Here is a 20,726-nt window from a genome sequence, read left to right on the forward strand (position 1 = left end):
CGTGGGTAACCAAATAATCCAACCGTCGTGACCTTTCGGCCGATGCCGCCCGCCGCCGACTCCTCCCCCGCCCGATCAGGGGGAAGAGTCGACGACCCGAGTTGTCACATCGACTGTCGGGTAAGCCCCTGCTGCCGCTCGTAGGTGCGCAGCGCGATGTCCCATGCCTGGGTGTACTCGGACGGGCCGAGACCGAGATCGCCGTGTCCCTTGACGGCCTCCCGCAGCAACTCCACAAGCTTCGGAACGATGTCGCGGCGTTCCGTGACGTAGCGCTGGAACACCTCGGCGAACTCCGCGCCGGTCAGTCTGGCGGCGTACGCGGTGACTGGTTCGTCCTGGAGGTTCTGCAACACCGCCGCCCACCGACGGGTCAGATCGTCGGCCTGCCGGGTACGGATCTTCTCCAGTTCGTGCTCACACTCCAGCGCGATCCGCTGTTCCCAGTACGGACGCAGCCATTCCCGCACCCGCTCGTCCGGGCTGACCCGGAGCCGCACCGTGAACTGGGGCAGGTGCGCTTCCTGCGGCCAACGCTGGTGCATCAGCAGATCGTTCAGCGCCCGTTCGAGGTCGTGGGAACGGTGCGGCTCATGCTCGCGAGCCAGGTCCACAGCACGCTCACGGACGATCCCCATCGCCCAGGGCAACAGCGCCTCGGCCCGCAGCCGCAGCCCGTCGAAGGTCATGTTGGTCGCGGTCCACAGGTAGACGACGTGCAGGTTGAAGTCGAATGCGTCGCCCTTCGCCGGCACCAGCAGGGGTTGTGGCACGTCCTGCCGAAAGGTGACCCGGGTAGGTGCCGGGGGCGGCAGTGCGGGGGCGGGAACCGGGGCGGGCGGAAAGATCGCGTGCCACCAGCGGCGAGGCCGCGGCGGCACACCCTGCCGCACGTGAGACGTCCCGGAAGGTCCAGTGGTCATCAGGCATCCTCAAAGGTCAGAGTTTCGACGTCGTTGAGCAGGGCGCACCCGGGCATGACCGGGCGCCAGACGTGACGCAGCTGGTGATGGAGCCGACGACGCAGCGGAGGCCGTCCGGCCAACACCAGCCGCAGCAGCGCCAGCACGTGCGCGGACACCTCGGCCTGACCGTCCGCCCGGCTGAGCCAGAAGCCGAGCGTCCGCCAGGATCGGTACGCCGTCTCGGGCAGGCTCAGCGCTGTCGCCCAGAGAGTTGCCAGGTCGTGGGCAGAGACGATCTCGCTACGCGCCAGATCCAGCAGCTCCGGCCAGTGTTCCCGAGGTGGTCGTGCCCACCGTTCGGCCAGGATCCGCAACGCTCGCGCGGCGTGCAGCCGCACCTCTCGGTCTTCCGGGTCGGTCGATCTGGCCCACTGCGCCAGAGACGTCACCAGAGCAGCCCCGTGTCCGCCCTGGTAGACCTCGACCAAGCCACGCACGACCGAGTTGTGCCAGCGTTGCATCCGCCCGGAGGCGACCAGCCGAAGCTGCACCAGGGCGGCGTCCGGCCACAGCCGGGCCAGCCCCAGTTCGTGGGCGCGGGCGACGGTGTCGCGCAGATGTGCCGCCGGCCCGGCGGCCCAGCGGTCCAACTCGACGCTGACCCGCTGCCGCAACCGAGGCTGCATCGCAATCGCGACAAGAACGATCGCGGCCGCCTGCCGTACGCTCGCTCGCCGCTCCCGGGCAAGGTCGCGCACAGTGTCCAGGGCCGTCTGCACGTCCCGCCCGGCCGACCATCCGATGGCGGCGGCTGCCGCCTGTCGTACGTCCGGCTGCTCGGCCCGCACCATGTCCGCGAACCAGCCGAGCAGCGCCCGGGGCGTCCACCAGTCGGTCCAGGCCACATCCAGGACAGCGGACCGCAGCTGCTCGGTGCCGGCCGAGAACTGCATCCGGATGCCGCCGGTCGCCCAGTCCTCGTCCGGTATCACGATGGCGCCGCGCAGCATCGGTCCGAGCACCTCGTCGAGGGTGACGCCGCGCAGACGTACCGTGGCCGACTGTAGCCCTTCCGGGCCGGACACCAAGCGTTCAGCCGCGAGGCGGATCTCGACCGTCGACAGTCCGGCGAGAACCACGCAGGCCAGCCGGAAGGCCCGTACCTGCTCAGCGGACCAGCCCACCGAGGCACCGGCGTCGGCCGGCACGTCGAGGATCTGGGAGGCACGCTCACGAAGCTGTCGGGGCAGCAGTTGCGCCAGCCGGTCCGTCAGTGCCCTGGCGCGCGGCACCGTCTGCGCGAGCGCCGCCACGACGGGGACCACCTCGCGGGGCCGAGGTGCTCCGGCCAGGTACACCGAGAGCAGTTGATGCCGGAGGCATTCCTCGTCGACGTACTGATCCACGCACTCGCCGACACAGTGGCCGGCGCAGAAGCCCACACAGCGCCCGGCCAACTCCCGCCGTAGTGCGGCCCGGAACACCTCGGCCGCAGGTGCCGGACGGTGCTCGACGACGTGCCCGGCGAGGTCCTGGACACGCCGGGAGAAATCGCCGACCAGCAGCAGTGTCATGGCATTGGCCGCAGCCCGCTCGGCGAGCCCCATCAGGGTGTAGCCGTCCAGCGCACCGACCATCTCATCGGTCAGCCGCAGCACGTAGCCGCTGCCCCGGCGCTGACCCAGCTTCGTCCGGAACACATCGGTGAGCTGCTCGACCCCGAGGATGTTCACCCCGCCGACACCGTGTCGGCGAGCCGAGGCGACCAGCGCTGAGGTGAGTCTTCCGCTGCCCGACGGTCCGGACAGGCACACCAGATGGCGCTGCTTCAGATGGTGATCGAGTTGCTGATCGCTGCCGGCCGGCGCGTAACCCCGCACCAGGTCCAGCACCGTCGTCTCACTGAGCGTCTCCGACCAGACCCGACGGCCGTCCACCGAGTCGGACGCCGCAGTGACGTTGACCGTACCGATGGCGAGGGCACCGTGCCCGGTCGCGTTCTGGCCCCGGACGTACATGTTGCCGGCATCGATCCCCGCGTCACCGAACAGACCGGCCAGCCGGCGCAGCACATCACCGGAGTCGAGCGCATCCTCACGGTCCTCCTCATCGTCGTCGTCCGACTCGTCGTTCGGAGCTGGGTCGGCGTCCGTGTCCGGTGCCGATCCGTCAGCGGCACCACTGGCCGGATCACCGGGACGTCCCGGACCCGAATCGCCGCCGGCATCTGGTCCGACTTCGGCCGCCCCTGCTTCGGACTGGCCCGGCCGGGATCCGCCCGCCTCGCCGAACGTGGCAGGGTCGGTGCGCCCCGGCGGGTCCCCGGCCACCGGCTCCGGATATCGGTCGTTCATCGGTCCACGTCCGGGCGCAGGATGGCGTCACGACCGATGGATCCGATCGCCATCGCACCCGGTCCCACGGCGTTCTGGCCGTTGACCCGGATGTTGCCGGTACGGATGCCACCGGTCGGCGGCTCACCACCGCGCCCGGTTCCGCTCTCCCCGCTCGGCTGCGCCGCCTCGCCCGGTTTCACCGCCTCGTCCAGCGACGACGGCTGCTGGCCGGGCGACGCCTCGTCCCGCCAGGAGGTTACATCCTCGTCGAGAACACAGAGCCACGCCGGCTCAGAGAACCCCTTCTCTGGCTGGACCACCTCGATGCGCCGGAACCGGTCCGGCCGAATCTCCTCCGGGTACTCGGTCACCACGTCCCGGTAGATGTCGGAGGAGACCACCAGGGCAACTCCGGCGTCCGGGAAGGCCGCCAACGCTCGGCGCACCGGTGTCGCGTCGCAGAGCCGACTGACCATGACGACCGCCTGGCCGGGAAAACCGTTGGCCCCGTCCAGGTGCACCATGCCCTGATGTACCGCCACACGTAGCCGGATACGGGCCACCGGGAGACGGCTGGCGTTGTACTGCCGCAGTCGCCGGTTCAGTTCCGGCAGGAACCGTCCGATCACCCTCGCCTCGGGAATCTCGCGGGGCAGGACGGCCAGTTCGCCGTCTCCCGCCTGCTGCGTCGCCCAGCCGACACGATCCATGCCCACCCCGTCGGCTGCCTCACGCAGCAGCCGATGGAAGTCCTGCTGCGCTTCGTACTGCTGGACGTTGCCGCGCCGGCTGTAGCGCTCCATGTCCACGCAGACCAACAACCGCCGCTCCGGATGTTGCATCTCGTCACCCTCCTCACCCCGGTCCGTGAGGCCGGGCACGAGCGACATCCAACTGGCGGCGACGTCCAGAGACCCCGTAGAAGTACGGCTTCAGTGGCAATGTCCGTCAGCAGTCATCCCGCACGACACGGGTATTTTGGGCGACTGTCCAGGGTGCACTTGTGGCATGTGGAGCGTCCCGATCGACGTACTGTTGGAGCTGGGCCTGGATCTGCACCTCACACTCGGGCTGTTGCTCGCCTACCTGCTCGGTGTGGTGCTGGCACGACGGGTGAGACGTATCGCGGCCGGACGGTTACGCTGCGGACGCTGTCGTCGCTTGAGCGGAGTGGGAGCCTGGATGCGGCGCGAACCTACCCAGAACTCGCAGTGGCCCTACGGCACATTTCTGCAACGGCTCGGCCCACCCGTACGCTCCGCCCTGTTGGAGCTCGGCGTACGTCGCCAGGTGCCGGCCGGTCAGATCCTGATCCACGAAGGACAGCAGCAATCACACCTGGTGCTGATCGAAGAGGGCCTGACGAAGGTCACCGCCGCCCTGCCCGACGGCCGCACGGCGCTGTTGTCCCTGCGGGTCGGCGGTGACCTGGTCGGCGAGATGTCGGCACTCAACGACCGGCCACGCTCCGCGACTGTCACCACCTGCAGCGCCGCCCGCTACAGCGTGATCCCCTCGGAGCGGTTCCGCGCGTTCCTCAGAACCAATCCGGACGCTGCGCTCGAACTCGCCGCCATGGTCTCCGACCGGTTGCGCTGGTCGAACCGCCGACGGATCGACTTCTCCTCGTACCCGGTCAAGATAAGGGTCGCCCGGGTGATCGCCGAACTGTCACGTACCCACGGCCGCCAGACACCCGACGGCGTCGTCATCGACGTCCGACTCACCCAACCGGAACTGGCCTCCATCTGCGGCGCCTCCGAGACCTCGGTCCAGAAGATCCTCCGGGAGCTGCGCACCGACGGGCTGGTCGACACCGACTACCGCCGGATGACCGTCCGGAATCTGCCCGGCCTTCAACAGGTCGGGCAACTCCAAGCCGACGAATGTTAAGAAGGGCCCCTTCCTATGCACGAGGCGTTAAGAAGGGGCCCTTCCTTACATCTCAGGCGCCGCGGAGAGTGGCGCCGACGCGTTCGGTGGCGCGGGCCACCGCGGCGTCGCGGGCGGCCACGGCCTCCTCGACGGTGAGGGTGCGGTCGGGTGCCCGGAAGGTGAGCTTGTAGGCCAGCGACTTGCGGCCGGCACCGAGCTGCTCCGAGGCGTACACGTCGAACAGGCGCACCGCCTCCAGCAGTTCACCGGCGCCCTCGGTGAGGGCCTGCTGGACGTCCTGGGCGGGGACCGCCTCGTCGACCACCAATGCCACGTCGATCAGGGCCGGCGGGAAGCCGGAGACTCCGGGCGCGGGCAGCACCGGCGCCGCCGGCAACGCGTCCAGGTCCAGTTCCATGGCACTGGTACGCCGAGGCAGCTCCAGTGTGGCCAGCACCGCCGGGTGCAGTTCCCCGGCGTGACCGACGACCGTCCCGTCGACCAGCAGCTGCGCGCAGCGGCCGGGGTGCCAGGGGGCGTACTCGGCGGCCCGTACCTCGATCCGGTCGGCCGGGATGCCGGCGGCGGCGAGGACGTCACGGCCCGCCTCCACGGCGTCCGCCCAGGTGGCCGGTCGCCCGGCACCCCACCAGCCGGCCGGCTCGATGTCGCCGGTCAGCACGACGGCGACGTGCCGGGGCTGGTGCGGGACCACCGCGTCGGCGGCGGCGAACTCGGCGTCGGTGGGTCGCCGGTCCACCCCCATGGCCGGCGGGCTGCCGGCGCCCGGGCGCGGCTGGAAGACCACACCGATCTCGTAGAGCGCCAGGTCCCGCAGGCCACGACCGAGGTTGCGGCGGACGATGCCGAGCAGCGGGCCGAGCAGCGTGGTCCGCAGCAGCGGCTCCTCGTCGGAGAGCGGGTTGGCCACCCGTACCGCCTGGCGACGCGGGTCGTCGGCGGGCAGGGCGAACTGGTCGGCGAGGTCGGTGGCGACGAACGGGTGCGCCAGCACCTCGACGTAGCCACGCTCGGCCAGCGCCCGGGACACCGCCCGGTTACGCCGCTGCTGCCAGGTCAGCCCCCGGCCGGGCGGTGCGGTGGGCAGCAGCGACGGCACCTTGTCGTACCCGTCCAGGCGGACCACCTCCTCCACCAGGTCGGCCGGGTCGGTCAGGTCGGGCCGCCAGGTCGGCGGGGTGACGCTGAGGACGTCGGCGTCACCTGCGGCGACACCCACCTCGCCCGGATCCTCGGCGAGCCGGTCGGTACCCCGCGCCACGGTGCAGCCGACCTGTTCCAGCAGGGCGACCACCCGTGCCGGCGGATACGCCACACCCACTCGCCGGCTGGGCAGGTCGACCGGCAGCGTCACCGGGGTACGCGCCACGACGTGGTCGATGTCCAGCACCTCGTCGCCGGCGGTGCCGCCCGCGTGCTCGGTGAGCAGGGCGACCGCCCGGTCCAGGGCGACCAGCGGCAGGGCCGGGTCGACGCCCCGCTCCCACCGCTTCGCCGCCTCACTGAACAGCTTGTGCCGACGCGCGGTACGCCCCACCATCGCCGGGTCCCAGTGCGCGGCCTCGAACAGCACGTTGACGGTGCTGGGCAGCACCTCACTGGTCTCGCCACCCATCACGGCGGCGAGCGAGATCGGCACCCCGTCACCGTCGCCCGCGACCGGGTTGGACAGGCCGGCGTCGCAGATGACCATGTCTTCCGGGGCGAGGGCGCGGGTCACCCCGTCGAGCGTGGTCAGCTTCTCCCCCGGTACCGCCCGACGGACCACCAGCGGGCCGGCGAGACGGTCGGCGTCGAAGGCGTGCATCGGCTGCCCGAGTTCGAGCATCACGTAGTTGGTGATGTCGACGGGCAGCGAGATGCTGCGGATGCCGGCGACGGTGAGCCGCCGCTGCATCCACTGCGGGGTCTGCGCCGTCGGGTCGACGCCGCGCACCATCCGGGCCGCGAACCGGTCACAGCCGACCGGGTCGCGTACCTCGACCGGGTACGCCGGTTGGGCGGTGCCCGGCGTGGCCGGCACCCGACCCGGGTCCTGGAAACCGACGCCGAGAGCGTGCGCCAGTTCGCGGGCGAGCCCGCGCAGGGACATCTGGTAGCCCCGGTCCGGGGTGATCTCCACCTCGACGACGATGTCGTCGAGCCCGACCACGGGACGGGCGTCGTCGCCGGGCTTGGCGGCGACGTGTTCAGGCAGCACCAGGATGCCGGAGTGGTCGTCGCCCAGACCCAGCTCCTTGGCGGAGCAGATCATGCCGTGGGAGTTGCGCCCGTACGTCTTGCGGGCCCCGATGGCGAAGCCGCCCGGCAGCACCCCGCCGGGCAGGATCACCACGACCCGGTCGCCGGGGGCGAAGTTGCGCGCCCCGCAGACGATCTCCTGCGGTTCACCGGTGCCGTTGGCGGCGCCCACGTTCACCCGGCAGAACCGGATCGGCTTCTTGAAGCCGGTCAACTCCTCGATCTCCAGGACCTCACCGACCACCAACTGCCCGGTGACCGTGGTCGACAGGTCCACGATGGACTCGACCTCGATGCCGAGGTCGACCAGGGCCCGCTCCAGGTCGGCGGCGGGCAGGTCCGGCAGGTCGACGTACTCCCGCAACCAACTGACAGAAACTCGCATGACTCGTTACCACCGTCTCCGTTACTCGCGCGCCCGCACTACGCCCCGTGGCCGAACGCCCGGGTGAACCGGACGTCGCCCTCGACCATGTCCCGCATGTCGCCCACCCCGTGTCGGAACATCACGGTGCGGTCGATGCCCATGCCGAAGGCGAACCCGGAGTAGACCTCCGGGTCGATGCCGCAGGCGCGCAGCACCCGCGGGTTGACCATGCCGCAGCCACCCCACTCGACCCACTGTGGGCCCTTGCGGTGCTCCGGGAACCACACGTCGAACTCCGCCGACGGCTCGGTGAACGGGAAGTAGTGCGGCCGGAACCGGGTCTTCGCGCCCTCGCCGAACATGGCGCGGGCGAAGTGGTCGAGCGTGCCGCGCAGGTGGGCCATGGTGATGCCCTTGTCCACCACCAGGCCCTCGACCTGGTGGAACACCGGCGAGTGGGTGGCGTCCAACTCGTCGGTGCGGTAGACCCGGCCGGGCACCACCACGTAGATCGGCGGCTGGCGGGTCAGCATCGTGCGCGCCTGCACCGGTGAGGTGTGGGTACGCAGCACCAGCCCGGACTGCTCGGGTGCGATGTGGAAGGTGTCCATCAGGCCCCGGGCCGGGTGGTCGACGGGAATGTTGAGCGCGTCGAAGTTGGTCCACTCCAACTCGACCTCGGGGCCCTCGGCCACCTCGTAGCCCATCCCGATGAACAGGTCGCTGATCTGTTCCATCAGCACGCTGACCGGGTGCCGGGAGCCACGCGGGCGCCGGTCGTAGGGCAGCGTCACATCGACGCGCTCGGCGACCAGGACCCGCTGCGCCTGCTCGCGGTCGAGCACCTCGGACCGGGCGGCGTAGGCCTGCTCGATGCTGCGACGGGCCTCGTTGACCCGCTTGCCGGCGTCGGCCTTGGCGGCGGGCGGCAGCGCGCCGATCTCCCGACGGGCCAGCGAGACCGGGGCCCGGTCGCCGAGGTGCGCCGGGCGGACCGCGGCCAGCGCGTCGGGGTCACCGGCGGCGGCGAACGCCTTCTCGGCCTCGGTCACGGCCTCGGCCAGGGCGGCCGGGTCGAGCAGGGCGACCTGCTTCGGGTCGTACGGATCGTTGCGGTAGGTCATGGCGTACGGGCACTCCTCACGGCGGCGCCGGCCCTCACAGGCGGCGAAGCGAGTCTACGGACGCGCGGCTGCGCCGCAGCCCGCCGGTGGGAGTGGTGCGGAGAGCAGGTCAGGCTCGCCGCCCGCCGACACCGGCGGGCTGGCTAAACGTACGCCGTGGTGCGTCCACCATCACCGGCCGCTCTCCTCGTGCTCTGCACATGTTCCTGCGCGTGATCTCATGTCAGCGCTGGGCTCTCGCCGAAGCGTACAGGCAGACCGCCGCGGCCGCAGCCAGGTTGAGGCTCTCGGCCCGCCCGTGCAGCGGGACCCGGACCCGGGCGTCGGCGGCGGCGATCAGCTCGTCGGGCAGGCCGTGCGCCTCGGACCCGAACAGCCAGGCGGTGGGGGCGGCGAGTCGGCCGGCGTCGGCCAGGTCGTCGAGATCCGCTTCGCCGTAGCCGGTCGCGGCGAGCACCACCAGACCGGCGGCGCGGGCGGCGTCGACCACCGCCGCCGGGTCGCGTTCGCGTACCACGTCGACGTGGAACAGGCTGCCCGCCGAAGACCGGACGCACTTGCCGTTGTACGGGTCGACCGCCTCCCCGGCGAAGACCACCGCCGCGGCACCGGCCGCGTCGGCGGTCCGCAACACGGTGCCGGCGTTGCCCGGGTCCCGGATGCCCGCGAGCACCGCGACCAGCCGCGGACCGCGGGACAGCGCGGTCGCCAGCGGCACGTCGAGGTGCTGGCAGACGGCGACCAGGCCCTGCGGGGCGACGGTCTCGGCGAGCGCCGCGAGCGCCTCGTCGGTCACCTCGGAGACGGGTACGTCGGCGCCGGCGGCGGCTGCCGCCAGGTCGGCGTGGCGGTCGAGCGCGGTGGGCGTACCGAACAGTTCGAGCACCGTCCGGGAGCGGGCCAGGGCCTCGCGGACCGCCTGCGGTCCCTCGGCGAGGAACCGGCCGGTGGCCTCGCGGTCGCGGCGGCGTTGCAACCGGCGGGCGGCGACCACCCGGGGTGTACGCGGCGTGAAGGGCATGGTGTCCTCACCACACACGCGCGAGGCGCCCCCCGTTGTCGAGGGACGCCTCGCTGCGTTGTGCGGGGATCAGGCGGCCTGGGCCGCCGCGCCGCCGGTGCCCTCGGCCTGCACCGCGGCCCGGGCCAGCTCGACGATCGCCGCGAAGGCGGCGGCGTCGTTGACGGCCATGTCGGCCAGGATCTTGCGGTCGACCTCGATGCCGGCCAGGCGCAGGCCCTGGATCAGCCGGTTGTAGGTCATGCCGTTGGCGCGGGCACCCGCGTTGATCCGCTGGATCCACAACTGCCGGAAGTCGCCCTTGCGGTCACGACGGTCCCGGTAGGCGTACTGCATCGAGTGCAGCACCTGCTCCTTGGCCTTGCGGTACAGCCGGGAGCGCTGACCGCGGTAACCACTCGCGGTCTCCAGCAGGGTACGGCGCTTCTTCTGGGCGTTCACAGCCCGCTTGACGCGTGCCATCTCAACTCCTTCTTGGGCTCAGGTGGCGCGCGTCAGCGGCCGAGCAGCTTCTTGAGGCGCTTGACGTCGGACTTGGCGGCCTCGACCACGCCCGTCAGCCGCCGGGTACGGGTGGAGGGCTTCTTCTCCAGGTTGTGGCGCAGACCGGCCTGCTGCTTCATGATCTTGCCCTTGCCGGTTACGCGGACCCGCTTACCCGTCCCCGTGTGGCTCTTCATCTTCGGCATGTGGAACGTCTTCTCCCCTGTTACTGGCCGCTGGTGTCAGCGGTCCCGCCGGTCTCACCGGCTGCTGCGCTCTCACCGGCCGTCACGGACTCGGTAGCCGCTGCGGGCTCGGTAGCCGCCGCGGAATCCTCCGCGGTCCGCTCCCGAGGTCCGCCACGCGACGCCGTGGCGGCGACCGCGGAGGCCTTCACGGCCCGGTGCGGAGCGAGAACCATGATCATGTTTCGGCCGTCCTGCTTAGGAGCGGACTCGACATATCCCAGTTCCGTGATCTCCGACTCGAGCCGACGCAGGAGCCGGTAACCCAGCTCCGGGCGACTCTGCTCGCGACCGCGGAACATGATCGTCACCTTGACCTTGTCTCCGGCCTTGAGGAACCGCACCACGTGACCCTTCTTGGTCTCGTAGTCGTGCGGATCGATCTTCGGTCGGAGCTTCATCTCCTTGATGACGGTCTGCTGCTGGTTACGCCGCGCTTCGCGCGCCTTCAGTGCGCTCTCGTACTTGAACTTGCCGAAGTCCATGAGCTTGCACACCGGCGGGCGCGCCATCGGCGCAACCTCGACCAGGTCCAGATCGACGTCCGCGGCCAGCTGAAGGGCGCGCTCCAGCGGGACGATGCCCACCTGCTCACCCTCGGGGCCGACCAGTCGGACCTCACGTGCCCGGATCTGCTCGTTCACGCGTGGTTCGACGCTGATGGGGCCTCCTCGAGTCGGTTCTTCATCGGTGGCCGACCCGTGCGGCTCCCGTCGGGAACCGGCGCGGAAAGCAGAAGGCCCCGGCGCATGCCAGGGCCCGCTCGACCGGTCGGCACGATCACAGGATCGCGCATCCGGAGCCGGGACGTGCCCGGAACCGGTGACCGGACCCGGCCGCCGCAGTTGGCGAACTCGGGTGGGAGCAGGCGCCCCACTTTCGTGGCCGCCCGCTCACACGGACAGCCTGGTCGACTTGACCACACTACACCCCGGTCACCGAGGCCTCAAACCGACCCACCGTGTCGCCTGCGCTGTCACACGGACCGGTGGTGCCGACGCTGTCCGCCGCCGGGCGGCAGGCAGGTCAGGGGCCGGGGGTGCGCTCGGCAAGGGCGGCCAGGTGCGCCTGGTGCAGCCGGCGCAGGGCACGCACCCCGTCGACCGCATGCTGCTTGTCGGCGGCCTGCAGCGCCACCACCGGCAGCAGATCGTCGTCGTACAACTCCAGGGCGGCCCACGGCGCGCCGCGGTCGAACCGGATCCCCCGGACGACCTCCCAGGGCAGCTCGTACGAGCCGATGATGTTGCGGACCCGCACCCCCCGCGCGTCCGCCTCCACCCGGGGACGGGTGAACAGCAGGGCACCGAGGGCGAAGAGCACGCCGAGCCCGATCATGGCGAACTGGTCGCCGCGCTGGAAGGTGCCGTAACCGTTGCCGGTCGGCCCGGTCAGCGTGGTGGCGATCACCGCGAACAACACCACCACCACGACCGCCGACACCCAGCAGACCACCCGGATGCGCCGGGGCCGCAGCCGCACCGGCTCGCCGCCGGTCACCGGCCCACGGTCGGCCGTGTCGGCACCCGGCTGCGCTGCGCCCCGCTGAGCTGCGTCCCGCTGACTCATGGCACCAGTCTGCCATCCGCCCCCGGCCCGGCGGACGGTGCCACACGCAGCGACACCGTCCGCCGCACCGGTCACAACCGGCAGGCGTGGATGTTGGTGACCAGGATCGCCCGGGCCCCGAGCTCGTAGAGCTCGTCCATGATCCGGTGCACGTCGTCGCGGAGCACCATGGCCTGCACCGCCACCCAGCCCTCACGGTGCAGCGGCGAGACGGTCGGTGACTCGATGCCCGGGGTCAGCGAGCTGGCCCGGTCCAGCAGGCCGGCCGGCACGTCGTAGGCGAGCATGACGTACCGGCGGGCCACCAGCACCCCGTGCAGCCGGCGCAGCAACTGCTCCGCCTGCGGGTGCGCGGTCGCGCCGGCCCGGCGGACCAGCACCGCCGAGGAGCGCAGCAGCGGCTCGCCGAAGACCACCAGGCCGGCCTGGCGCAGCGTGGCGCCGGTCTCGACCACGTCGGCGACCACGTCGGCCACGCCCAGGCGGATGGCGTTCTCCACCGCGCCGTCGAGGCGGATCACCTCGGCCTTGACGCCCAACTCGGCGAGGTGACGCTCGACCAACCCCGGGTACGCGGTGGCGATACGGTGCCCACCCAGCTCCTGGACGTCGTGGACGTCGTCGGGGCGAGCGGCGAACCGGAACGTGGCCCGGCCGAAGTTCAGGTCGACGACCTCCTCGGCCGGCGCGCCGGAGTCGATCAGCAGGTCCCGGCCGGTGATCCCGACGTCCAGGTCACCGGAGCCGACGTAGGTGGCGATGTCCTTCGGTCGCAGGTAGAAGAATTCGATGTCGTTTGCCTCGTCCCGGCAGACCAGGTCCTTCGGGTCGGTGCGCTGGCGGTAGCCCGCCTCGCGCAGCATCTCGGCGGCCGAGGAGGCCAGGGCGCCCTTGTTGGGTACGGCGACACGCAGCATGACGGAGTGCTCCTTCGATCGGGTCAAGAGTCGACGGCGGGCACTCAGAGATGTCGGTAGACGTCCTTGAGCTCCAGTCCGCTGGCGAGCATCAACACCTGCACCTGGTAGAGCAGCTGGGAGATCTCCTCGGCGGTGCGTTCGGGCCCCTCGTGCTCGGCGGCCATCCACGACTCGGCGGCCTCCTCGACCACCTTCTTGCCGATGAAGTGCACCCCCTTCTCCAGCGCGGCGACCGTGCCCGAGCCGGGGGTGCCGGCGGCGGCCTTGGCCTGCAGCTCGGCGAACAACTCCTCGAACGTCTTCACGGAACCGGATTCTCCCAGTTGCCCCGGGTCGTGGCATGCACCGGGTCCGGTGGTGACCGGTGAGCGGGACCCTGTATTCCCTACCACCATGGTGGGACAGCTCTACGGCAGCCGCCGATGGTGGTCGTACGCTGTCGGCCATGGTCAGCACCCCACGCATCCGTACGCTAGCCACGGCCGGCGCGGTCCTTTTCGCCGTCACCGCCTGCGCGCCGCAGAACGAGCCCGCTCCCCCGCCCTCGACCTCCGACGCCGCCTCGTGCGCGAAGGAGAACCTGCCCACCCAGACCCCCGGCAAGCTCACCATCGCCACCGACCAGCCGGCCTACCAGCCGTGGTTCGTCGACGACAAGCCCGAGAACGGCCAGGGCTACGAGTCCGCGGTGGCCTACGCGGTGGCGGAGAAGCTCGGCTACACCCGCGACGAGGTCGTCTGGACCCGGGTCAAGTTCGACTCGGCGATCGCCCCCGGACCGAAGTCCTTCGACTTCGACATCAACCAGTTCTCGATCACCGAGGAGCGCAAGAAGGCCGTCGACTTCACCGCGCCCTATTACCTGGTGCGGCAGACCGTCATCGCCCTGAAGTCGTCCAAGATCGCCGGTAAGACCAGCCTGGCGGACCTGCGCGAGGCCAAGCTCGGCGCCCAGGTCGGTACGACCAGCTACCAGGCGATCACCGACGTGGTGAAGCCGACGACGAAGCCGCAGGTCTACAACAGCAACGACGACGCCAAGAAGGCCCTGCAGAACGGTCAGCTCGACGGCCTGGTCGTCGACCTGCCCACCGCCTTCTACATCACCGCCGCGGAGATCGACGACGCGGTGATCGTCGGCCAGTTGCCGCAGGTGGGCACGCCGGAGGCGTTCGGGCTGCTGCTGGACAAGGACTCCCCGCTGACCGGTTGCGTCAGCAACGCGGTCGGGCAGCTCACCGCCGACGGCGTGTTGAAGCAGTTGGAGCAGCAGTGGCTGGCCCAGGTCGCGGGAGCCCCTGAACTCACGTGAGCACTACCTCGTACGTCCCCTCCCCCGCCCAGCGGGCCCGAGAGGAGTACCGCCGCAGGCAGACCGTACTGAGCGTGCTGATCGCCGCCGCCTCCACGGCGGCGGTCGGCACGCTGCTGGCGTTCGCGGTGACCGGGGCGCCCGGCTGGGACCGCGTACGCGCCTCGTTCTTCGACCCGCAGATCGCCCGGGACGCGCTGCCGGCGGTGCTGACCGGGCTCTGGCTCAACCTGCGGTTGCTGGTCTGCTGCGCCATCGGCGCGTTGCTGCTCGGGCTGGTGATCGCGATCCTGCGTACCCTGCGCGGGCCGGTCTTCTTCCCGATCCGGGCGCTGGCCACCAGCTACACGTACGCCTTCCGGGGCCTGCCGCTGATCATCGTGCTCTACCTGCTCACCCTCGGCGTGCCGGGCCTGCGGTTGCAGGGCATGCCGCCGGTGCTGGTGCTGGGCGGGCTCGCGCTGGTGCTCACCTACAGCGGATACCTGGCCGAGGTGTTCCGCGCCGGCATCGAGTCGGTGCATCCCAGCCAGCTCGCGGCGGCCCGGTCGCTGGGCCTGACCTACCGGCAGACCATGCGGCACGTGGTGCTGCCGCAGGCCGTCCGGCGGGTGGCGCCGCCGCTGCTCAACGACGTGGTGGCGTTGCAGAAGGACGTCGGCCTGGTCTCCCTGGCCGGCCCGATCGACGCGGTCCGGGCCGCGCAGATCGCCACCGCGCAGAGCTTCAACTACACGCCGTACATCGTGGCCGGGGTGCTCTTCGTGCTGCTGGCCATTCCGCTGATCGCCGTCACCGACCGGGTCACCCTGCGGGCGGCCCGACGCCAGTCCGGAGGCTGAGCATGGACGTGTTGCGGTGCCGCGGGCTGCGCAAGGTCTTCGGCGACCAGGTGGTCCTCGACGGCCTCGACCTGACCGTGACCGAACACCAGGTGGTGGCCCTGATCGGGTCCTCCGGGTCGGGCAAGTCGACCCTGCTGCGCTGCATCAACCTGCTGGAGGACCTGCACGACGGGACGATCGAGCTGGACGGCGAGGACATCACCGCCCCCGGCGTCGACCCCGACAAGGTACGCCGCCGCATCGGCATGGTGTTCCAGTCGTACAACCTCTTCCCGCACCTGAGCGTGCTGGACAACATCACCCTCGCACCCCGCCGGGTGCACCGTCGGGCGCGGGCCGAGGCGGAGGCCCGGGCCCGGGAGCTGCTGGAGCGGGTGGGGTTGGGGGCGAAGGCCGACGCGTACCCGGACCGGCTCTCCGGCGGCCAGCAGCAGCGGGTGGCGATCGTGCGGGCGCTTGCCAACTCGCCCCGGCTGCTGCTGCTCGACGAGGTCACCTCGGCACTGGACCCGGAGCTGGTCGGTGAGGTGCTGACGATGATCCGCGACCTCAAGACCGAGGGCATGACGATGATCCTGGCCACCCACGAGATGGGCTTCGCCCGCGACGTGGCCGACCAGGTCTGCTTCCTCGACGCCGGCCGGGTCATCGAGTCCGGCCCGCCCAGCCAGGTGCTCGCCGATCCCGTCCACCCGCGTACCCGCCAGTTCCTGGCCCGCATCATCGAGGCCCGCCGCCTCTGACCGACCCGGTCGAGGGCGGGATGAGCGGTTACCGGCACCGATTACGCCATGATCGAGGCCACAATGTGGTGGGTCGGTAAGCTCGATTGGGTACAAAACGCACCCATGACGATGTCGCCAGAGGTAGCAGCCATGTCCAGTCAGCCGTCCGTACCCGTCGACGTCGCCCGCCTGCAAGAGGTGCTGGACGGACCGTGGGCCGAGGTCCGCGAGGCCCACCGCACCGAACTCGACGACAGCTTCCTGCCGGTGTACGGGGAAACCGGCGACCAGGCACGGGAGCGGATCACCGGGCTGCTGCCCCGGCTGCCGGTCACGATGGGCATGCCCGCGGCCTTCCCCGCCGAGTACGGCGGCCGGTCCGACATCGGCGCCTCGATCGTGGCCACCGAGATGCTGGCCCAGGTCGACCTGTCCCTGATGGTCAAGGCGGGCGTGCAGTGGGGCCTGTTCGGCGGCGCCGTGCTGTCGCTGGGCACCCGGCGGCACCACGACGCCTACCTGCGCGACATCGTCGCCGGTGACATCCTCGGCTGCTTCGCGATGACCGAGACCGGGCACGGCTCGGACGTGCAGCAGCTGCGCACCACCTGCACGTACGACCCGGCCACGCAGACCTTCGACCTGCACACTCCGCATCAGGCGGCCCGCAAGGACTACATCGGCAACGCGGCCCGCGACGGCCGGATGGCTGTCGTCTTCGCCCAGCTGATCACCAACGGGCAGCGGCACGGCGTACACGCCTGGCTGGTCCCGATCCGCGACGCGCAGGGCAACCCGATGCCCGGGGTGACCATCGGCGACGCCGGGCCCAAGGCCGGCCTGCTCGGCGTGGACAACGGGCGGCTCAGCTTCGACCACGTCACCGTGCCCCGGGACATGCTGCTGGACCGGTACGGCCAGGTGGCCGCCGACGGCACCTACTCCAGCCCGATCTCCAACGACTCCCGACGCTTCTTCACCATGCTCGGCACCCTGGTCCGGGGGCGGGCGAGCGTGGGTGGCGCCGCGGCGGCGGCCACCAAGGTGGCGCTGACCGTCGCGGTGCGCTACGGCGACATCCGCCGCCAGTTCAGCAGCCCCGACGCCGAACGCGAGGTGCTGCTCAACGACTACCTGGCCCACCAGCGCAAGCTGCTGCCCGCGCTGGCCACCACGTACGCCCTGCACTTCGCCCAGGCCGAGCTGGTCGCCGCGATCGACCAGGTGCAGGGCGGCGACGGCCCGGTCGACGAGCATCGGCAGCGGGAGCTGGAGTCGCGGGCCGCCGGTCTGAAGGCCGCGCAGACCTGGCACGCCACCCGCACCATCCAGATGTGCCGCGAGGCGTGCGGCGGGGCCGGCTACCTGGCCGAGAACCGGCTGCCCGGCCTGAAGGCCGACACCGACGTCTTCACCACCTTCGAGGGCGACAACACGGTGCTGTTGCAGCTGGTGGCCAAGGGGCTGCTCACCGGCTACCGGGACGAGTTCGGTTCGCTGGACGGCTGGGGGCGGGCCTCGTTCGTCGCCGAACAGGTCCGCGAGATGGTGTTGGAGCGTACCGCCGCACGGTCGCTCATCGAACGGCTGGTCAGCGCCGTGCCCGGCCGCGACGAGGAGGTCGCGGTCACCGACCGCGGCTGGCAGCTGAAGGCCTTCGAGGACCGTGAACGACACCTGCTCGACGGTGCGGTCCGGCGGCTGCGCAACGGCGCCAGCACCAAGAAGGACCGGCCCTTCGACATCTTCAACGACGTGCAGGACCACGTCCTGGCCGTCGCCGCCGCGCACGTCGACCGGGTCACCCTGGAGGCGTTCGTCGCCGGTATCGAGGCCACCTCGGATCCGGCGGTCAAGGCGCTGCTGTCCCGGGTCTGCGACCTGTACGCGCTCAGCGTCATCGAGGCCCACAAGGGCTGGTTCCTGGAGCACGGCCGGCTCACCCCGGCCCGCGCCAAAGTGATCACCGCCGTGGTGAACAACCTGCTCAAGGAGCTACGCCCGCAGATGGGCACGCTGGTGGACGGGTTCGGCATCCCGCAGTCGTGGCTGCACTGCGCCATCCTGCGCGAGGAGGCCGACCGGCAGGAGGCCATGGCCGCCCACGACGCCGCCGGTGACCCGCAGACCGTCCCGGCGTAACCGGACCGCCGGTCGGCGGCGGGACCCGCCGGGGTGGCGGTCGGCGTCGGGGTGGCGTACGCCCTCAGACGCCGAAGCCGACGCGCTGGTTGCCGCCGGTGCTGACGCCACGGATGGCCAGGGCGGCGTCCAGCGCGGCGACGGTGGCGGACCAGCCCTTGTCCTCCGCGGAGCCGGGCAGCCCGGCCCGGTCGCGGGCCTGGTCGAGGGTGTCGACGGTGAGCACCCCGTGCGCCACCGGCTTGCCCTCGTCGAGCGCGACCCGGGTCAGCCCGTCGGTCACCGACCGGCAGACGTAGTCGAAGTGGGCGGTGGCGCCGCGTACCACCACGCCGAGGGCGACCACCACGTCGCAGCGGCGGGCCAGGGCCTGGGCCACCACCGGCAGTTCCACCGAGCCGGCCACCCGGGCCACCACGGCCTGCGCCCCGCACGCCTGCGCGGCGGCCACCGCCCGGTCGAGCATGTGGTCGGTCAGCTCACCGTGCCAGCGTGCGGCGACCACGCCCACGGTCATTCCCGACGCGTCGACCGGGGTCGTCCCCGGCTCACCGAAACCTGCCATCTGTCCTACGCTCCGATCTCGTTGCCGGCCACCGGACGACCCATCGGGGCCTCGGCGGTCTCGTCCACGTCGAGCAGGTGCCCCATCCGGTCCCGCTTGGTCCGCAGGTAGCGCACGTTCTCCGGGTGGGTGCGCACCGGCAGGCTCTCCCGGCCGGTGACGGTGAGCCCGTAGCCCTCCAACCCGGCCCGCTTGGCGGGGTTGTTGGTGAGCAGCCGCATCGAGCGCACCCCGATGTCGTAGAGGATCTGCGCGCCGGTGCCGTAGTCCCGCGCGTCGGCGGGCAGACCGAGGTCGAGGTTCGCGTCGACCGTGTCGCGGCCCTGGTCCTGCAACTGGTACGCCTGAAGCTTGTGCAGCAGCCCGATGCCCCGCCCCTCGTGGCCGCGTACGTAGAGCACCACGCCCCGCCCCTCCTTCGCCACCCGGTCCAGGGCGGCGTTGAGCTGGGGACCGCAGTCGCAGCGCACCGAGGCGAAGGCATCTCCGGTCAGGCACTCGGAGTGCACCCGGACCAGCACGTCCCGGCCGTCACCGATGTCCCCCATCACCAGGGCCACATGCTCGGCCGAGTCGGTCTCGCTGCGGTAGCCCAGCGCCCGGAACACCCCGTGCTCGGTGGGCATCCGGGCGTCGGCGACCAGTTCGACCTGCTTCTCGATACGACGCCGGTACGCGATCAGGTCGGCGATGGTGATCAGGGCCAGCGAATGCTCGGCGCAGAACTTCTCCAGGTCCGGCAGGCGCATCATGCTGCCGTCGTCGTTGACCAGTTCGCAGAGCACCCCGGCGGGTCGCAGACCGGCCAGCCGGGCCAGGTCGACGGCCGCCTCGGTGTGTCCGGCCCGCCGCAGCACCCCGCCCGGGCGGGCCCGCAGCGGCACCACGTGCCCGGGCCGGGCCAGGTCGGCGGGCCCGGTCGACGGGTCGGCGAGCAGCCGGATGGTGTGCGCCCGGTCGGCCGCCGAGATGCCGGTGCTCACCCCCTCCCGGGCGTCCACCGTCACCGTGTACGCCGTCTGCCGGCGGTCCTGGTTGGTGTGGTGCATGGGCGGCAGGTCGAGCCGCTCGCACTCGGCTTCGGTGAGCGGTACGCAGATGAAGCCCGAGGTGTGCCGCACGGTGAACGCCAGCAGTTCCGGGGTGGCCAGTTCGGCGGCGAAGATCAGATCGCCCTCGTTCTCCCGGTCGGGGTCGTCGACCACGACGACCGGCCGGCCGGCGGCGATCTCCGCGAGCGCCTGTTCGATGTCGGTGAAGGGTCCCGGCTCGCTGTGCTCGGTCATGCGACGGCCTCCGCGTAGGTGGATGGAATCGGGACGGACGTCGCGGTGGTGGTGGTCCGCGCGGTGCGCCACCGGCTGACCTCGGCGGTGAGCGACCGGCCGCACGCGCCGGTCACGACGCCACCGGGCCGGGCACGGGCGCGTCGGCCGGGCGGGCGCCGAGCAGCCGCTCGACGTACTTGGCCAGCACGTCCATCTCCAGGTTGACCGGGTCGCCGACGGCTCGGGTGCCGAGGGTGGTCAGTGCCAGGGTGGTCGGGATCAGGCCGACGCTGAACCAGTCGTCGCCGACCTCGGCCACGGTCAGCGAGACCCCGTCGATGGTGATCGAGCCCTTCTCCACCACGTACCGCGACAGCGCCACCGGCAGCCGGAACCGGACGGTCTCCCACCGCGGCGCGGGTTCCCGCGCGAGCACCTCACCGACGCCGTCGACGTGCCCCTGCACCAGGTGCCCACCGAGGCGGCTGCCCAGCGCGGCGGCGCGCTCCAGGTTGACCGGGTCCCCGGCACGCAACGTGCCCAGCGCCGAGCGGCGCAGCGTCTCGCCCATCACGTCGGCGGTGAACACCCCGCCGTCGACGTCGACGACGGTCAGGCAGACGCCGTTGACCGCGATCGAGTCGCCGTGCCGGGCGTCGGAGGTGACCAGCGGGCCACGGACCGCGACCAGGACGGAGTCCTGCGCCGTCGGGGTCACCCCGACGACCTCACCCAACTCCTCGACGATGCCGGTGAACATGC

Annotated in this window: 20 protein-coding genes; 5 read left to right on the forward strand and 15 right to left on the reverse strand. The window is 71.3% G+C overall.

The genetic code is table 11. From position 1 onward, the window contains the following. Positions 1-104 precede the first annotated feature (104 nt). From EG812_RS20705 to EG812_RS20715, 3 genes are read right to left on the reverse strand one after another with little or no spacing between them, the layout of a single operon-like run. Positions 105-923 carry a hypothetical protein gene (locus EG812_RS20705; protein ID WP_126712521.1) on the reverse strand — a complete coding sequence of 273 codons (819 nt, stop codon included), beginning with the start codon at positions 921-923 and terminating at the stop codon, positions 105-107. Continuing rightward, the gene (locus tag EG812_RS20710) at positions 923-3,259 is read right to left on the reverse strand and encodes a hypothetical protein (RefSeq protein ID WP_126712522.1); all 2,337 of its coding nucleotides are present in this window, start codon (positions 3,257-3,259) and stop codon (positions 923-925) included. The genes EG812_RS20705 and EG812_RS20710 overlap by 1 nt, the downstream gene beginning before the upstream one ends. Continuing rightward, the gene (locus EG812_RS20715) at positions 3,256-4,122 is read right to left on the reverse strand and encodes a hypothetical protein (protein ID WP_126712523.1); all 867 of its coding nucleotides are present in this window, start codon (positions 4,120-4,122) and stop codon (positions 3,256-3,258) included. Before EG812_RS20715 ends, EG812_RS20710 begins: the two co-directional genes overlap by 4 nt. Before the next feature lie 301 nt (positions 4,123-4,423). Between EG812_RS20715 and EG812_RS20720 the strand changes: the two genes are divergently transcribed. Continuing rightward, complete coding sequence (locus tag EG812_RS20720) at positions 4,424-5,134, forward strand: Crp/Fnr family transcriptional regulator (protein ID WP_043723704.1); 711 nt, start codon at positions 4,424-4,426, stop codon at positions 5,132-5,134. Between the two features lie 52 nt (positions 5,135-5,186). On the opposite strand, the gene pheT is transcribed toward EG812_RS20720, so the two are convergent. The 9 genes from pheT to EG812_RS20765 all read right to left on the reverse strand — a co-directional run bounded on the left by pheT (position 5,187) and on the right by EG812_RS20765 (position 13,412). Continuing rightward, a complete protein-coding gene (pheT, locus tag EG812_RS20725; protein ID WP_126712524.1) occupies positions 5,187-7,763 on the reverse strand; it encodes a phenylalanine--tRNA ligase subunit beta in 2,577 nt (858 codons plus the stop codon). Positions 7,764-7,801: 38 nt separating this feature from the next. Further along, on the reverse strand, positions 7,802-8,869 hold the full coding sequence (gene pheS / locus EG812_RS20730; protein ID WP_013732812.1) for a phenylalanine--tRNA ligase subunit alpha: 1,068 nt from the start codon (positions 8,867-8,869) through the stop codon (positions 7,802-7,804). 223 nt (positions 8,870-9,092) lie between these two features. After that, positions 9,093-9,890: a TrmH family RNA methyltransferase gene (locus tag EG812_RS20735; protein WP_126712525.1), complete on the reverse strand. Its 798-nt coding sequence runs from the start codon at positions 9,888-9,890 to the stop codon at positions 9,093-9,095. A 69-nt stretch (positions 9,891-9,959) separates the two neighbouring features. Beyond that, positions 9,960-10,352 carry a 50S ribosomal protein L20 gene (rplT, locus tag EG812_RS20740; RefSeq protein WP_013732810.1) on the reverse strand — a complete coding sequence of 131 codons (393 nt, stop codon included), beginning with the start codon at positions 10,350-10,352 and terminating at the stop codon, positions 9,960-9,962. 32 nt (positions 10,353-10,384) lie between these two features. Further along, positions 10,385-10,579: a 50S ribosomal protein L35 gene (gene rpmI / locus EG812_RS20745; RefSeq protein ID WP_013732809.1), complete on the reverse strand. Its 195-nt coding sequence runs from the start codon at positions 10,577-10,579 to the stop codon at positions 10,385-10,387. 20 nt (positions 10,580-10,599) lie between these two features. Continuing rightward, positions 10,600-11,262 (reverse strand): translation initiation factor IF-3, encoded by a 663-nt coding sequence (gene infC / locus EG812_RS20750; RefSeq protein WP_013732808.1) that lies wholly within the window; start codon positions 11,260-11,262, stop codon positions 10,600-10,602. 382 nt (positions 11,263-11,644) lie between these two features. Beyond that, positions 11,645-12,118 (reverse strand): PH domain-containing protein, encoded by a 474-nt coding sequence (locus tag EG812_RS20755; protein ID WP_013732807.1) that lies wholly within the window; start codon positions 12,116-12,118, stop codon positions 11,645-11,647. A gap of 140 nt (positions 12,119-12,258) precedes the next feature. After that, on the reverse strand, positions 12,259-13,104 hold the full coding sequence (gene hisG, locus EG812_RS20760; RefSeq protein ID WP_126712526.1) for an ATP phosphoribosyltransferase: 846 nt from the start codon (positions 13,102-13,104) through the stop codon (positions 12,259-12,261). Between the two features lie 44 nt (positions 13,105-13,148). Then, a complete protein-coding gene (locus tag EG812_RS20765; protein ID WP_013732805.1) occupies positions 13,149-13,412 on the reverse strand; it encodes a phosphoribosyl-ATP diphosphatase in 264 nt (87 codons plus the stop codon). A 140-nt stretch (positions 13,413-13,552) separates the two neighbouring features. Here EG812_RS20765 and EG812_RS20770 point away from each other — a divergent pair, with 140 nt between their 5' ends. The 4 genes from EG812_RS20770 to EG812_RS20785 all read left to right on the forward strand — a co-directional run bounded on the left by EG812_RS20770 (position 13,553) and on the right by EG812_RS20785 (position 18,131). Beyond that, positions 13,553-14,419 carry an ABC transporter substrate-binding protein gene (locus EG812_RS20770; RefSeq protein ID WP_013732804.1) on the forward strand — a complete coding sequence of 289 codons (867 nt, stop codon included), beginning with the start codon at positions 13,553-13,555 and terminating at the stop codon, positions 14,417-14,419. Continuing rightward, positions 14,416-15,261: an amino acid ABC transporter permease gene (locus EG812_RS20775; RefSeq protein ID WP_126712527.1), complete on the forward strand. Its 846-nt coding sequence runs from the start codon at positions 14,416-14,418 to the stop codon at positions 15,259-15,261. Before EG812_RS20770 ends, EG812_RS20775 begins: the two co-directional genes overlap by 4 nt. Positions 15,262-15,263: 2 nt before the next feature. Continuing rightward, a complete protein-coding gene (locus EG812_RS20780) occupies positions 15,264-16,007 on the forward strand; it encodes an amino acid ABC transporter ATP-binding protein (RefSeq protein ID WP_126712528.1) in 744 nt (247 codons plus the stop codon). Positions 16,008-16,139: 132 nt separating this feature from the next. Next, positions 16,140-18,131, forward strand: coding sequence for an acyl-CoA dehydrogenase family protein (locus tag EG812_RS20785; protein WP_126712529.1), 1,992 nt, complete (start codon positions 16,140-16,142; stop codon positions 18,129-18,131). A gap of 64 nt (positions 18,132-18,195) precedes the next feature. Here EG812_RS20785 and ribH read toward each other — a convergent pair whose 3' ends face one another. The 3 genes from ribH to EG812_RS20800 all read right to left on the reverse strand — a co-directional run bounded on the left by ribH (position 18,196) and on the right by EG812_RS20800 (position 20,724). Then, the gene (ribH, locus tag EG812_RS20790; RefSeq protein WP_043720344.1) at positions 18,196-18,696 is read right to left on the reverse strand and encodes a 6,7-dimethyl-8-ribityllumazine synthase; all 501 of its coding nucleotides are present in this window, start codon (positions 18,694-18,696) and stop codon (positions 18,196-18,198) included. A gap of 5 nt (positions 18,697-18,701) precedes the next feature. Beyond that, positions 18,702-19,982, reverse strand: a complete 1,281-nt coding sequence (locus tag EG812_RS20795; RefSeq protein ID WP_126712530.1) for a bifunctional 3,4-dihydroxy-2-butanone-4-phosphate synthase/GTP cyclohydrolase II — start codon at positions 19,980-19,982, stop codon at positions 18,702-18,704. A gap of 112 nt (positions 19,983-20,094) precedes the next feature. Continuing rightward, a complete protein-coding gene (locus tag EG812_RS20800; protein ID WP_013732797.1) occupies positions 20,095-20,724 on the reverse strand; it encodes a riboflavin synthase in 630 nt (209 codons plus the stop codon). Between the last annotated feature and the right edge of the window lie 2 nt (positions 20,725-20,726).

The organism is Verrucosispora sp. FIM060022, assembly GCF_003977705.1.
GTDB classification, from domain to species: domain Bacteria; phylum Actinomycetota; class Actinomycetes; order Mycobacteriales; family Micromonosporaceae; genus Micromonospora; species Micromonospora gifhornensis.